Origin of the sequence: Helicobacter pullorum NCTC 12824, assembly GCF_017979475.1 — a bacterium.
GTDB classification, from domain to species: Bacteria; Campylobacterota; Campylobacteria; order Campylobacterales; family Helicobacteraceae; genus Helicobacter_D; species Helicobacter_D pullorum.
In genome coordinates this window covers 1-13,006 of sequence record NZ_JAERIT010000009.1, presented here as the reverse complement: position 1 = coordinate 13,006, position 13,006 = coordinate 1, and the positions used below count along the sequence as shown (strand labels likewise).

Sequence of the window (13,006 nt, the reverse complement as noted above, 5' to 3'; positions counted from 1 at the left end):
TTATAACATATTTTAAAGAAAAAAGGCAGGGTAGTTTTTGGTTTTTTAATGTGTAAAAATTCAAAATATTTTTTAGGATTCCTAAAAAATTGGATTTTGAAATTACAATTAGGAGCAAAAAATGGCGATTTCAACTACAACCTTTCAAACACCTGCTACAAGTAGGGAGGGCTTAGTCCCATCGGTGTATGATGGAATAGTGCAAGTAGGGGCGTATGATACACCGATTTTATCAATGATTGGGACTGAGAGCGTAACAAATATTTCACACTCTTGGCATATTGATAAACTAAGAGAACCAAAAAATAAACCACAAGCGGAACTTTATGAGTTTAGCAAAGATACCGATAAATCTACAGTGCAAAAAAATACTAATGCGGTGCAACACCACATTAATCAATATGAAGTAACCAATACACAACAAGCGGTTAAGACTTATGGGAATGTAGATAAGATTGAGTATAAAAGAGGTAAAACTGCAAAAGAACACGCATTAGATATTGAGTATTCATTCTTTGGACTAGGGCATAATGCAGACCCTAAAGTGAGTGTATGGACTGCACCACACGCAAGAACAAGCGATACTGACCCGGGCATTTCTGCTGGTATCTTTCACTTTTTAGCCAAAGGGGAAACTACTTTTAAAAATGGCAGGAGAGGGAATGTTTTTGCTGTTGATGATAAGCAAAATTGGACTGGTAATGCTGGGCAATTAACTTGGCGAAAACTTATGGAATATTTGCAGGTGATTTATGACAATGGCGAAACACCTAAAAAGATTCTTGTAGGGGCAGAAACAAAAACTAAGATTGAGGAGCTTTTTTCTAAGCAATGGGACAGGAGGATTATTCGTGATGGAGATACACTAAATCCTTTAATTTCAAAAATTGCTACGGATTTTGGGGTGGTGGAATTGCAATTACACCGCTATTTATCTAAGTTACACAAAATGGAGGGTGTGCTGATTGCTGGGAATTTTGAGTATATGAAAAATGGTTTGCTTATCCCAACTAATCATTATGAATACGAAACAAACCGCACTTCTAAAGGCTGGGCGTTTGAAACTGAATCAACTTTGATTGTTAAGAATGCCGATGCCTTTGTTGCAGTGGTAGGGATTGATGTATCCGAAAACACCAATAATGCAGGGGCAGGGCAACCTTAATGACTTTAGGGGAGTTTTCTAAGCAATTAAAGACTTTGCTACTAGGAGAGAGTAAGGGCAAAGACGATATGGAAGTGATTAGGCTTAATATCTCTTTGGCTCTTAGGGATATAGCTATGCAAGTAGTGCCTGTGGTGCTTTTAACCAAAGACTATAAACGCTATCCGATTCTTAGGCAAATTGATAGATTGCATTATATTAGAGAACCAATTACCCCACAAATGCAAGACGATGAGATACTCATTGATACTTCTTTGGAATTAGCACTACTTTTTAAGGTGGCTTCAAGCATTGTGATTGTGGATAGGAGAAAGTATTATGAGCAGAAATATCAAGAGGAATTAGGGAAACATAGGTTTGCTACTTATGAGGCATTAAGTAGAAGTGATGAGGACGAATCACTATGGATAGGGTATTACTAAATGGAATATATTGCAAAAGAGGGAAGTAGATTTCATAATTACTCTGCTAATGAGATACGAAAAAAGCAAGAAAAAGCAGGGGTATTAGAATACTACACACTAAAGGAATCCCACACTCAAATTGAAGTGGTTTGGGAAAATAGTTTTATTGCAAAGTTAGATAAGTATTTAGTTAATCCTATTGCATTAAATAAAAGCGAACAAAGAGCGATTAAGGAGTGGCTAGACCATCAAGACAAATATTATAACAAGAAGTTTGGTAGCACCGAGCATTTTGAAAATATTAATGAAAGCTTGGATTTATTGTTTTGTAAAACGACAAAAGAATTAATTCAAGAGGGAGTGAAATAATGGCAAATGTCAATACATTTAGAGAATTGGTTGCTAGTGTATTAAATGCTTATGGAGATTTTGAAAGCAATTTGGCAGAAGCTACAAAGCTTTCAAGTGCAATACAAAGCCTTTATAATACTTTTTCTAGCGAGTTAAACAAATACAAAACTACTTTGGAAGAAGCGATTAGCAGTGCTTTATTGATTGAGGAAAATAAAGCAGAACTAGAATCTAAATATAACCAAACAAAAGCCATTATAGATAAATTAGAGCAAATTAGTAATGAGTTAGAAAGCCTAGATATAGAAAGCCTAATAAGAAGTATTTTAAATAAGGATTTAAATACACAAGAGAGCTTTGCAAAAATCTTAGAATCTTTAATCCTTACACCAAAATACCAAGAAATATTGAGTGAAGTTTTAAAAACTAGCACTGAAGCTAAAGAGAAAGTAACGCTTTATTTGGAACGCATTGTTGAAGTTGGGGTTAGAATTAAAAGCGATATTGCTGGTTTTAAAGAAACAATAGAGCTAAAAGCACAAGAAGCACAAGAGGCTTTAGCCCAAAATATCCAAACTATCACAAATATTAAAGAGGAAGCTAAAGTTAGCTTTGATGAAAGTCTAAAAGCAGAGAAACTAGAACTAGAAAATCTTTTTAATGCTCAAGAACAAAAGCTAGAACAAAAACAAGTTGCCTTTGAAACAATCCACAAAGGAATAGAAACTACCCTAGATAAAATCAATGAAGCAAAAGATTTTATTGCAGATAAAGGGTTGCCCTTTAAGGTAATGGTATTCCAAGCTTTTGGGTTTGTAAATAACGCCCAAAGTATAGCTTTTTTGTATGAAAATAAAATGCTTAATGCAAAGAGCTATTACAACCACAAACAAAGCGAAGCAATGAATGCTTTAATCAGAACCGATTTAGAAACTATCAAAACGCTAAAAGAAGATATTGCACTAAAACATAGGGGGATTTTGTTTTTATCTCTTAAAAAAAGGAGTTGTTTATGATTAGAAATGCTGGTGGGGTTAGCCCTTTTGTGAATGTTTTTGCCTTTAGTTGCGAGGCTAATGTATATGTTACACCAACCACGCCTAACTCTAAAGTAAAAATTAGTGTCTTAGATAGCACCGATAAAGAGCTTTATATTGTTGCAGATAGGGAGCTTTTGTTTTTGGGAGGAATCTATTTGAATGCTAACCAAAAATTAAAAGTAGAAATCAATGGTGGAGGAAGTGTATTTGTTAGTTACTTAGAAGAAAATACAAGTTTAATAGGGGGAGTGAGTGTAACAAAGCAAAGTTATATTGGAGATAATCAAACCACAGAGTTTGCTTTGCCTAGTGGAGTAGATACGCAGGATAAAGCATTGATTAATGTTTTTGTAGAGGGAATGAAATGTGAGGATTATTCCTTGCAAGATTCTAAAGTAGTTTTTGGAATAGCACCTTTTAGCAATTCTGATATTGAAATTCTAGCCATTATCCCACAAGGAGTTTGAGTAATGATATTTAGAAGCCTAAATGATGAACGATTGAAATTGCAACATTATCCGCTAGAAGTGATAGAAAATGTAAATACAGAAGTAATAGGAGTGGTAGGAACACCATTTATTTTAAAAGAGGAGGAAGCTTTTGTAGTGCTATTAGAAAAGATAGAAACTCCAACTATTTTGCGTGAATTGATTAATCACAAAAAAGCTTTAGTTATTAACGATGGAAAAGGAATCAAATGAGCCTTACACAACTCTATACACAAAAAGCACAATTAGAAAAAGAGATTGAGAAATTAGAGCAAGATAAGAGTTATAATGAAAAAATTGGAGTAGCAGAGGGTGCAGATGTAGGAGATGATAATCCTTTAGAGATTGTTTGGACAATTCTCACTAGATACAACTCCAATGTTATAGGTGGAATTAGTGGGCTTGTATTTTATGATAAAGATTATAGAATTTGCAGTGTGCCTTATATTACAGGAAATAGAACCTCTGCAAACTTCATCTTAAGGCTAGATGGAAATGGTAAGATTCCTACAAGTTATAGTGGTAATGGTGGTGGAAGCAGTGCAATTCCTAGTAGTTATCAACTAGGTGAAAATGAAATACAAGGAAGCATTTCAGCCCCTAGCACTTATAGCAATGGCTCATATTATTATTGTTATTATCCTTTGTATCAAAATCCCGGTAGTCAATGGTCTTGGAATGCAAGTAGCGTGGGTGCAACTCTAACTTACACTCTACCCAAAAATGCTTTTTCTAAATTTTCTTTTCAAGGTAATCCCCATTGTGGATTAGCAAAATATAGAGTTACCATTAAACTTGGTGGAGCAATTATTCACAATCAAGAATATAGCGGAGCGACTAGAAATGAGATTGCTATTGCTTATTTCCCCTCTCAAGCTCACAAAGATTTGAAGCTAAAAGAGATTATCGATAGCATTGCTGCAAAAACAGAGGAATTAAACCAAACTTTGAGTGCAATCAATGCTATTTTGGATAATGCGAGCTTGGAGTTAGAAACTAGCAAAGAGAATCTAGCACAAAAAGAGCAAGAACTCACAAAAAAACAAGAGGAGTTAGCACAAAAAGAAGCGGAGAATGAAGCAGTGCTAAAAGAGATTGAATCTCTAAAAGCACAAGAAGCACAATTGCAAGAGCAAATCAAGCAATTAGAAGAGCAAATTGCTAATGCGGGAAGTGCAGATAATGAGGAGCTAGAATCTCTTAGACAAAGCATTGCGGAATTAGAGGCACAAAAAGCCTTAAAAGAGCAAGAATTGCAAAATGCAAATGCGAATCTAGAATCTCTTAAAGCTAAAAAGGCAGAATTAGAATCACAAATAGCAAACTTAGAGGCACAAGCACAAGAATTGCAAGAACAAATAAATTTGCATAATCAAGAAATCCCAAAGCTTGAAACAAGGAAGCATTATGCAGAATTAAAAGTGCCTGAAAATGAGGCTCTACTCGAACAAAAGAAGCAAGCATACAAAGAGCTTGCAGAGGCTATAAATGCACTAAATAGAGAGATTAAAGCTCTAAGCGATGAAATAAAAGCTAAAGAGGCAGAAATCACAACGCTAAGAGCAGAAAAGACAGGGCTAGAAGAGCAAAAAGAGAATGCAGAGGAAATCATATCTCAAAAAGAAGCGGAGATAGCAGAGCTACAAAGACAAATAGAAGAATTACAAAAGGAGGACTTTAGTAATGAAATAGAAGCATTAGAAAAGAGAGCAAATGCTTTAAGAGAGGAAATAGCAAGGCTTAGACTTTTGAAGCTTTTTGAACCCTCTTTATATTCTAAAATACTCTTAGCAGGAGTTGAATTGGGAGACTTAAGAGAAGAAACAGGAATTAAACAAATGGAGGAAAACAATGGAATTGCAAAATGATAATTTACAAGATTTTTTTATTAAAATGGACGAGGCTTTAGCGGTTAATGAAACTCTCAAGACTTCTTTATCTCTAGCAGTTGATGCACTCTTAAAAGTTTGTGGAGAAACAGAGAAGCAATTAGAAATTATAAGGGATTGGACAAGCAGTGAAGCTGGAGATGTAACCTTAGATAATGGAGTGATTATCCCTAATGCTACAAAGATTTTAGAGGAATTAAGAACCAAAACGCAAGAAGTTTTAGACACTATTCCTCCAACACTGCAAGGGTATAAAGAGGAATTTAAGGTTAAGATTGATGAATTAATTGCAACCAAAACTCAAGAGATAGAATCTTTAAAGAATGATTTGCAAAACAAAGTGAATGAAAACATTGCTAAACACGATGAAGCAATCACAGAGGATAGAGAGGCTTATGAAACTTTAAAGGCGGACTTAGAAGCAAGAATACAAGAGATTGAAGCACAAGCCTTTTTGAATGAGTTTAAGGTTTTTAAAGAAAGTGTTAATCAAACGATTGCTTCTCTTTCTGCTGAAGTAGCAAGATTAGATGATATAGACACAGATATTACAAGTATCAATGAGACAATCAATCAAAAAGATTCTCAAAATGTGAAACTTACAGGCAACCAAAGCATAAGCGATGTTAAAACTTTCACAACTCCACCTATCTCCGCAACTAATCCTAGAGATAATAATCAAGTAGCAAATAAGGCTTATGTAGATTCTGTGGGTAATACTAAAGTGGCTTTAAGTGGGAATCAAACTATCGCTGGAAATAAAACCTTTAGCGGTGCTACAACAACTGCTGCTTTAACTGCAAATGGTGCAATCACTGCTAAATCAACACTAGCAGTAACTGGAAATACAACAATAGCTGGAACACTCACTGCAAATGGGGCGATTGCATTAAATGGAAATACTACTTTTAAACTTATTCCAAATTGTGCAGTTAAGCCAACAGGCAATAATCATTTGGCTAACAAACTCTATGTGGATAATCTAGGTGGAGTGGTTAGTTCTGGAGCTGCTATTGATTTTAGAAAAGGAAATCATTTTATGGTTAATTTGTCGGCTAATGCCCAAATTAGCGTAGCAAATTGGGGAGGTGTAGCTGGGAAAAGTGGGACTATCACAATATTGAATGCAAACAGGATAACAGGATTTAAAGCCCCTTTCAATTTCAGAATCGCACAAAGTGGATTTAGTGGAACAGAGGTGTTTAGCTATTACTGCTATGCAAGTAATCTAATTCGAATCGTAAGGAGTTAAAATGGAGTTTTATGATATAGCAAAAAATGAAATCTTTTATAACAATATTTATTTAAAAGAAACAAGCTTTCAAGCAGAAAATGAAAATGGAGAGGTAGAAGAGTTTAAGGGAGTGGATACGATATTTTTGGATAGGTTAAGCAATGAGGAGTTAAAAGAGCTGGGTATTGCTAAGGTTGAGCGAGGGCAAATGCCTAGTGAAGTTTCTTTGTATCAAGAAGTCAAAGAGATTAAAGAATATGTGGAGAAAGAAAATCTCTATAAAATCACTTATGAGCTAATAGATAAGCCCCTAGAGAATATCAAAGAAGTTAAGAATCTGCAAATCGATGAGAAAAAACAAGAGGTTATCTCACAAGGGTTTAGCCATCAAGATAAGGTTTATCAATGCGAGACTTATGACCAAACCTTGATACTAGGTAAAGTTACTCAAGCACAACTCAACCCTAGCGAAAGTATTTCTTGGATAGCCAAAGATAATACAATCACTACTTTTAATCCGCAAGAATTTGTTGCTTTTGCAACCGCACTGGCTTTATTTATAGAGCAAGTTACCTTTAAAGCTAGAAGCCTCAAAGATAAGGTGGTTAATGCAAAAACAAAAGAGGAAGTAGAGGCAGTAGTATGGGAAGAGTAAAATCTAAGATGAAATATTATTTCTTTTTGTTTAAGTGGTTTTTGATAGGAAAATACCACTGCAATGTTCCAAAGCACTTGAAGCCCTACTATTGGAGTATCCATAAGGCTTTGTGGTTATTTATTATTTTGAGTGTCGCCCTAACAAGTGCTAGATTCATAGAGGTGTTATTTGGAATCTCTTAACCCTTATTTAGAATTATTGCCCATTGCTTTAGTGGGGCTTTTGGCAGGATTTATGGGGGCATTGGATAATAGTGAGGATATTAGAAAATGCTTTAAAATCGCACTCAAGCGGATTGTTCTATCTAGCTTTTTGTGCGTGGTGGCTTACTCCATACTTAGTGCCACAGACTTACCCTATCTAGCAAGGGTAGGGATTAGTGCTTGCATTGGGTTTTTGGGAATTGAAAAGGCTATTTCTTATGCTAAAGAGATTCTAAGCTTTAAGCGAGGTGGCAAGTGAGCTTCAAGGCATTTTTACACCTGCAAATTGTAATCATTATCTTGGCTTTAATCCTAAGCCTTGCCTATAACATAAGGCTTTTAAAAGAGTTACAAGAGAGCAATGCTATTTTGGCAGAATGTATCAATGAGCAAAAGGGCTTTAGAGAGCAAATAAGACAAGAGGATATTGAGAGATATATTAATAAATCAATAGAAAAGGAGTTGAAGTAATGTGTGAGTATGTAAATGGAAAGCCATTGGATAAAACCTATTTGGAAGTAGTGTTTTTGGGTAGAAAAAACTTCAAATTAATAGAGGATTTTAACTATCAATTCAAACAAGATTTGGCAATAGAGAGGGAATTAATAGTCAATGGAATTGCTAAAGAATATGATAATAGATACACTAAGACTTATTATATCAATATCCCTAAGGGATTTAACACTGATTTTGGAAGCATTCCACAATTATTTCAAAGCTTAGTTAGTCCAATAGGTTCTCCAACCAGAGCCTATGTTCTACACGATTATCTTTTAAATTTGTATATACAAGGCAAAATAAGTAAAAGGAAAGTGTGTGATAAAACCTTTAGAACAGCTCTTAAAAATGAGGGTGTGGGTATGGTTAGAAGAAGCTTTATGTATTTGTGTGTGAGATTTTATAGCACCTATAAAGATTTTGTTAAAAAAATCAAAGATAAATTTAAAAAGGATAAAAATGAAGCCTAACAAATATTTTAAAGAAGATGAATTCAAATGCAAATGTGGCAAATGCGAATTACCGCCCGATGTGCCTAGCGATGAGTTAGTAGATTTGCTTTGTGAGATTGAGGAATTTTTTGGCACTCACCCACAAATAAATAGTGGGCATCGTTGCAAAGACCACAATGCTAAAGTAGGTGGTTCTCCAAGATCACAACACACAATAGGGAGTGCTGCTGATTTTGTTATCCCAAAAGTGCCAACAAAAGTAGTCTATCATCATATATTAAAGAAATATGGTGATTTACCTTTAGGAATAGCAGTTAAAAATAATCCGAATGATGAGTATGCAGGATTTGTGCATTTGGATACAAGGGGTAAAAAAGCAAGGTGGGAGTATAAATGAAATGATAAATATTTATAAAACTAGGAGTGTGAAATGTTTTTTGGAAGTCCTACCATACAAATAGATGTTAATGGGAGTAAAATGGAATATAGCAATAAGGTGGTTTTGAATTTTCCAAATTGTAGTGAAACACCACAAAATTTGCCGACAAGCTGTGTGGGCAAAGAATGTGCCTTTGTGGTAACTAATACTTGCATTAAGGGACATACTTGGAAAACAAGGAGTGAAGCGAGTTTCTTGCGAGGCGGAATTGCTCAAGTGCAGCTAACTGGATATGCAAGATATAGAGCAAAAGGAGAGGTAACTAAAAAGAGCTTTAAAGCTAGAGTAAATGCAGTGGGGATTATTTTTCATAACTATAACAATGGAAGTGCAAATGCTAGTAGTGGTTGGTATGATAGCTTCCATAAGGCAAGTGTCGAAGTATATTATAACTAAGGAGATAAAATGTTTATGCTGTGTAGGGGGGGGGGGGGCTAAAAGATGTTTATAGTAGGAAGTGGAGGGGCAGTAGCCTCTAATGGAAAATATTATAATAATTTCTTGGAGATTGTCAATGAGGTAACAAATTCTATGACAGCTAATTGGGGGATTTCAGATAAAAATGGGAAAGGGCATTATAAAGTCTTAGATATTGGAGTAAATTATTGGATTGATATAAATTTAACTTTGAGTGAGAATACACAGGATAGATGTGGGCTTTATCTTTATGAAACAAGTGTAGAGGAAAAGAGTGGAGGATACTATCTCCCTGGTCAAACTTGGGGAATTGCAAATGTGCTAAGTATCAAAGAGGTTGTTTATCCTGCTATGTTAAAAAAAGGTTTTACTCTCAATTCATCTTATAACTACACTCCCAAAGGAGGAAGAAATAATTTTAAGTTAATGCCTATCAATCCTTATGCTAATTATGGTGAAGTGTTGAATCCTGATTTTGTAGGAAGAGTTGTTTATAAGATTTTTTGGGATTAAGGAGTTAGAGGGATACAATGGATATTAAAAGCATTTTGGGTGGAGTGTGTTTGGTTTTGGTTGTTTCTTTGGGATTTATCTTTTGGCTTTATGTGGGAGCAAAAGAGGAAATTGCAGGGCTAAAAAAGGATTTGCAATTAAGCAAGGCAAATGTGGTGGCTCTACAAGAGGCGATTGACAAACAAAATTTGGCGATTAAAGCTTTGGAGGTAAAGGCAAGCAAGCCACCAAAGGAAATAGAAGTAATTAAGGAAATCAAGCTCAAAGATTCTAGTTGTGAATCAGAACTTATGGGTTATAAGAAACTTTTTAAGGAGATGGGGAGATGAAAAATTCGCATTTGGTAGTCTCATTTAGTAGATTGAAGGCTTTTAGAGGCAGTCATTACCCTTAGGTAACTCTTACCCCTAAAAGCCTTCAAAACTGCTAAAGCAGATACGCAACTGCTAGAATTTGGAGTGTGCTAGAATTTAGTGGAGTATGGAAACTTTAAAGGCAATGGAAACTTAAAATCTAAACAAAGGAGATAGAATGAAAAGAGGCTTTGCAGTGTGGGGCAAAAAGCCCCTAAAATTAATACGCCTTGACTATAAAGAGACAAAGGAGTATAATTATCACTGCAGTTTGGTAGTGCATTTAACTCACCTCGCTTTCGAGGTTATAAATTACTTCCAAAGAGGTTGCCGCCTCTTTGGAGCAAACCTCAAAAAGATTCTACAAAAAACTTACTTAATTTCTTTAAGCTTGATTTTCAGTGCTTGTGCTTCTAGTGTGCAAGTGCAAACTAAAGAGATTCTAATCCCCATAAAATGCAATTTAGAAATACCCAAAAAACCAAAAGAAAATGGTAGCTTTGAATCACACAAAGCTTTGGGGATTTATTTTTTGGAAGTGGAGAGGACATTGAAAGATTGTATAGGAGTAAATAATGAGATTACAATTAAATAATCTACCGCTTGGAGTAGGGCTAGGTAGAGTAAAGCAAAGTGGTAACAACAATCAAGCCTTTGGGGAAAATATAAGGCTTGAATTACAAGAGCAAATCAATGCTTTAAGGCAAGAAATAGAGCTATTAAAAAGTCAAAATCAAGATTTGCAAGAAGAAATTAATCAATTAAAAGGAGTGTAAAATGGCTATTGAAGCAATACAAGGTGGAGTATGGGGTTCTTATGATGCGACTCAAAATAATAAAATTAATGAAATTATTGGAGTTTTAAATACCATTGATATAGAAACCTATAAGCAAGAACTAGACAAAACAACACAAGAAGCAATTAAAGAAATAAAAGAATTAATTGTAACGCCAGATGATTCTATTAAATATGACCAAAACAATGTAGAGCTTATTGTAAAAAATATTATTGAGGAGGGAAATAAAAATTTACAATCTATAATGAAAACTATTCAACCTATTGTTAGGGAGGAATTTGACAACAATAGAATTACAGAATCTTTGTATGCTAATGTTTATTTGGGAGCTTTGCAAACCGCTATGCAATTTGCTTATTCTGCTACACAAGCAGAACAATCAATGAAATTTCAACTCTCACAAATCAATGAAATGCAACAAGCGACAAAGGATAATAGGCTTATTAAAAGTGGTGAGTTTTACTCCAATATCATTGGTATGGCACTTTCTAATAATACTGCTGTTTCTGAAAATCTCTATGAGGGATATTTCAATACTATTAATACACTTCTTAGTGGTGGTAGCAATGGAACTAGCATATAAGGCTAGGATTGCGACTTTTAAAGATATACAATCCATAGTTAATATTCTCAAGCCTATTTTAAATCAAAAAGGAATCGGAGGGGAATTAAAAAGGCATATTAAGGGAATTGATTATGGAGTTAGTTTGGTTAGGGTATTAGAGTTTGGAGGAAAGATTGTGGGATTTTTGGCTTTAGCTAGGAGCGAAAAAAAGAAACTCGGATTTATAACTTATGGATACATTGAACCTAATCATAGAAATAGGGCAAATGTAAAATTGGCTTTTGGTGTGATAAGGGGATTTTTGAGGGGAATGAAAATAAAAACACATTTACCCAAAGAATCCATACAAGAAAATCTAAGAGGACATATTAGAGCGACTTTAGGTAGCAATAATTATAATTTTTATTTTAAGAGGTAGCAAATGGGTGGTGGTAGCTTTATAGATGATTTGTTTGACTCTGTCTTTGACCCTATCAAAGACGCAGTAAAGGAAGTATCAAGCTGGGGTGTAAAGGCTGTTAGAGAGGCTTTTAAGGGTTTATCTAAAATCACAGGCACAAGCCTATTTGATAAAATAGGAGAGGGCTTATATACTCTTGGAATGGGAATTATTGAATTTGATTTTAAGACAATGATTTATGGTGCTGGTATGGCTCTTGGAGTAATACTATCGCCTTTTACATTGGGGACTTCACTTGCTCTTACATTTGCTTTATTAATGTATCAAGCCTATACAATAGGGGATATGTTAGCAAAAGCAGAAGAGATGATGAGATACCAAATCACAACATATTATTCCTACAATGCTTTTAATATCATCGAAAAAGGAGAATGGCTAGCTGGAGGGGTATGCAGGAGTGAAGTTTTGGCTGGAGGGGATATGTTTAATCCAACAGGGATTATTGATGCTAATGGAATGGCATATGGATACAATGGTGTAAGTGATACTACATTATTAAATTCTATTAATAATGCTTATGAAAATCTCGCTGGAGGTAGCACCTATAATGCCCATTTAGCAGGTAGCCATAATTGGCGACCTAATAAGATTGTGAATAAATACTTTAATTCTACCTCTTCAACTCTTCTATAAAATCACTCCACCATTGCATTAAGATTCGCCTATCCTCTAACCTCAGGCTTCTATTATAAACTGCTTTTACTTTGTTTCTCTCTCTATGGTCAAGGCAAAGCTCTATCACTTCAGAGTCTTGCTTGTGCTTATTCTTATTCTCGTAAAGAAAGGTTGAAGCACTACTTCTAAATCCGTGATATACCATTAATTCTCCAAAACCTAAGCGTTTAATGGCATAATTTAAAGTGTTTTCTGCTATGGATTTATTTTTGCTAATCTCGCTTGGAAACATATAAGGGCTTGGATAGGCAAAGTCTTTAATAGATAGGATTTTATCTAGCACACTTTGACTTAGTGGCACAAGAAATTCTTCTTTGGCTTTCATAACACTTGCTGGGATTCTTAAAAGTTTTTCTTTTTCATCTAGGTATTCCCATTTGAGATTCCTCATTGTGCTACTTCTTA

General features: G+C 34.8%; 23 protein-coding genes. 22 read left to right on the top strand and 1 reads right to left on the bottom strand.

The features are described 5' to 3' along the window. Positions 1-121 precede the first annotated feature (121 nt). From JJQ98_RS06865 to JJQ98_RS06760, 22 genes are all read left to right on the top strand, one after another. A complete protein-coding gene (locus JJQ98_RS06865) occupies positions 122-1,165 on the top strand; it encodes an SU10 major capsid protein (protein WP_151105120.1) in 1,044 nt (347 codons plus the stop codon). Next, the gene (locus JJQ98_RS06860) at positions 1,165-1,587 is read left to right on the top strand and encodes a hypothetical protein (RefSeq protein WP_151105121.1); all 423 of its coding nucleotides are present in this window, start codon (positions 1,165-1,167) and stop codon (positions 1,585-1,587) included. Before JJQ98_RS06865 ends, JJQ98_RS06860 begins: the two co-directional genes overlap by 1 nt. Beyond that, positions 1,588-1,938, top strand: coding sequence for a hypothetical protein (locus JJQ98_RS06855; protein WP_054198752.1), 351 nt, complete (start codon positions 1,588-1,590; stop codon positions 1,936-1,938). It begins immediately after the preceding gene. Next, the gene (locus JJQ98_RS06850; RefSeq protein ID WP_054198751.1) at positions 1,938-2,936 is read left to right on the top strand and encodes a coiled-coil domain-containing protein; all 999 of its coding nucleotides are present in this window, start codon (positions 1,938-1,940) and stop codon (positions 2,934-2,936) included. The genes JJQ98_RS06855 and JJQ98_RS06850 overlap by 1 nt, the downstream gene beginning before the upstream one ends. Next, a complete protein-coding gene (locus JJQ98_RS06845) occupies positions 2,933-3,427 on the top strand; it encodes a hypothetical protein (protein WP_151105122.1) in 495 nt (164 codons plus the stop codon). The genes JJQ98_RS06850 and JJQ98_RS06845 overlap by 4 nt, the downstream gene beginning before the upstream one ends. Positions 3,428-3,430: 3 nt before the next feature. Beyond that, positions 3,431-3,661: a hypothetical protein gene (locus JJQ98_RS06840; RefSeq protein ID WP_151105123.1), complete on the top strand. Its 231-nt coding sequence runs from the start codon at positions 3,431-3,433 to the stop codon at positions 3,659-3,661. Next, positions 3,658-5,316: a coiled-coil domain-containing protein gene (locus JJQ98_RS06835; protein WP_151105124.1), complete on the top strand. Its 1,659-nt coding sequence runs from the start codon at positions 3,658-3,660 to the stop codon at positions 5,314-5,316. The genes JJQ98_RS06840 and JJQ98_RS06835 overlap by 4 nt, the downstream gene beginning before the upstream one ends. Continuing rightward, the gene (locus tag JJQ98_RS06830) at positions 5,300-6,589 is read left to right on the top strand and encodes a synaptonemal complex protein 1 (RefSeq protein ID WP_151105125.1); all 1,290 of its coding nucleotides are present in this window, start codon (positions 5,300-5,302) and stop codon (positions 6,587-6,589) included. Before JJQ98_RS06835 ends, JJQ98_RS06830 begins: the two co-directional genes overlap by 17 nt. A 1-nt stretch (position 6,590) precedes the next feature. Further along, positions 6,591-7,226 (top strand): DUF4376 domain-containing protein, encoded by a 636-nt coding sequence (locus tag JJQ98_RS06825; protein WP_151105126.1) that lies wholly within the window; start codon positions 6,591-6,593, stop codon positions 7,224-7,226. Further along, complete coding sequence (locus tag JJQ98_RS06820; RefSeq protein ID WP_126442054.1) at positions 7,214-7,411, top strand: hypothetical protein; 198 nt, start codon at positions 7,214-7,216, stop codon at positions 7,409-7,411. The genes JJQ98_RS06825 and JJQ98_RS06820 overlap by 13 nt, the downstream gene beginning before the upstream one ends. Continuing rightward, a complete protein-coding gene (locus JJQ98_RS06815; RefSeq protein WP_151105127.1) occupies positions 7,398-7,691 on the top strand; it encodes a phage holin family protein in 294 nt (97 codons plus the stop codon). The genes JJQ98_RS06820 and JJQ98_RS06815 overlap by 14 nt, the downstream gene beginning before the upstream one ends. Beyond that, complete coding sequence (locus tag JJQ98_RS06810) at positions 7,688-7,903, top strand: hypothetical protein (protein ID WP_151105128.1); 216 nt, start codon at positions 7,688-7,690, stop codon at positions 7,901-7,903. The genes JJQ98_RS06815 and JJQ98_RS06810 overlap by 4 nt, the downstream gene beginning before the upstream one ends. Further along, entirely contained in the window at positions 7,903-8,400 is a 498-nt protein-coding gene (locus tag JJQ98_RS06805; protein WP_151105129.1) for a DUF1353 domain-containing protein, read from the top strand. The genes JJQ98_RS06810 and JJQ98_RS06805 overlap by 1 nt, the downstream gene beginning before the upstream one ends. Further along, the gene (locus JJQ98_RS06800; protein WP_126442050.1) at positions 8,390-8,779 is read left to right on the top strand and encodes a YcbK family protein; all 390 of its coding nucleotides are present in this window, start codon (positions 8,390-8,392) and stop codon (positions 8,777-8,779) included. The genes JJQ98_RS06805 and JJQ98_RS06800 overlap by 11 nt, the downstream gene beginning before the upstream one ends. A 33-nt stretch (positions 8,780-8,812) precedes the next feature. Further along, entirely contained in the window at positions 8,813-9,217 is a 405-nt protein-coding gene (locus JJQ98_RS06795; RefSeq protein ID WP_126442049.1) for a hypothetical protein, read from the top strand. Positions 9,218-9,262: 45 nt separating this feature from the next. Beyond that, positions 9,263-9,751 carry a hypothetical protein gene (locus JJQ98_RS06790; protein ID WP_151105130.1) on the top strand — a complete coding sequence of 163 codons (489 nt, stop codon included), beginning with the start codon at positions 9,263-9,265 and terminating at the stop codon, positions 9,749-9,751. 17 nt (positions 9,752-9,768) lie between these two features. Further along, positions 9,769-10,080 carry a hypothetical protein gene (locus JJQ98_RS06785; protein WP_151105131.1) on the top strand — a complete coding sequence of 104 codons (312 nt, stop codon included), beginning with the start codon at positions 9,769-9,771 and terminating at the stop codon, positions 10,078-10,080. Positions 10,081-10,282: 202 nt separating this feature from the next. Continuing rightward, on the top strand, positions 10,283-10,699 hold the full coding sequence (locus tag JJQ98_RS08850) for a hypothetical protein (RefSeq protein ID WP_247596716.1): 417 nt from the start codon (positions 10,283-10,285) through the stop codon (positions 10,697-10,699). Continuing rightward, positions 10,680-10,880 carry a hypothetical protein gene (locus tag JJQ98_RS06775; protein ID WP_054198778.1) on the top strand — a complete coding sequence of 67 codons (201 nt, stop codon included), beginning with the start codon at positions 10,680-10,682 and terminating at the stop codon, positions 10,878-10,880. Before JJQ98_RS08850 ends, JJQ98_RS06775 begins: the two co-directional genes overlap by 20 nt. A gap of 1 nt (position 10,881) precedes the next feature. Further along, the gene (locus JJQ98_RS06770) at positions 10,882-11,484 is read left to right on the top strand and encodes a hypothetical protein (protein WP_151105132.1); all 603 of its coding nucleotides are present in this window, start codon (positions 10,882-10,884) and stop codon (positions 11,482-11,484) included. Next, positions 11,468-11,884 carry a GNAT family N-acetyltransferase gene (locus JJQ98_RS06765; RefSeq protein WP_151105133.1) on the top strand — a complete coding sequence of 139 codons (417 nt, stop codon included), beginning with the start codon at positions 11,468-11,470 and terminating at the stop codon, positions 11,882-11,884. The genes JJQ98_RS06770 and JJQ98_RS06765 overlap by 17 nt, the downstream gene beginning before the upstream one ends. Positions 11,885-11,887: 3 nt before the next feature. Continuing rightward, positions 11,888-12,559: a hypothetical protein gene (locus tag JJQ98_RS06760; RefSeq protein WP_151105134.1), complete on the top strand. Its 672-nt coding sequence runs from the start codon at positions 11,888-11,890 to the stop codon at positions 12,557-12,559. Here the strand turns inward: JJQ98_RS06760 and JJQ98_RS06755 are convergent. Next, a partial coding sequence (locus JJQ98_RS06755; RefSeq protein ID WP_210670803.1) for a tyrosine-type recombinase/integrase occupies positions 12,537-13,006 on the bottom strand: 470 nt, incomplete at its 5' end. The two genes, JJQ98_RS06760 and JJQ98_RS06755, sit on opposite strands and share 23 nt — an antisense overlap.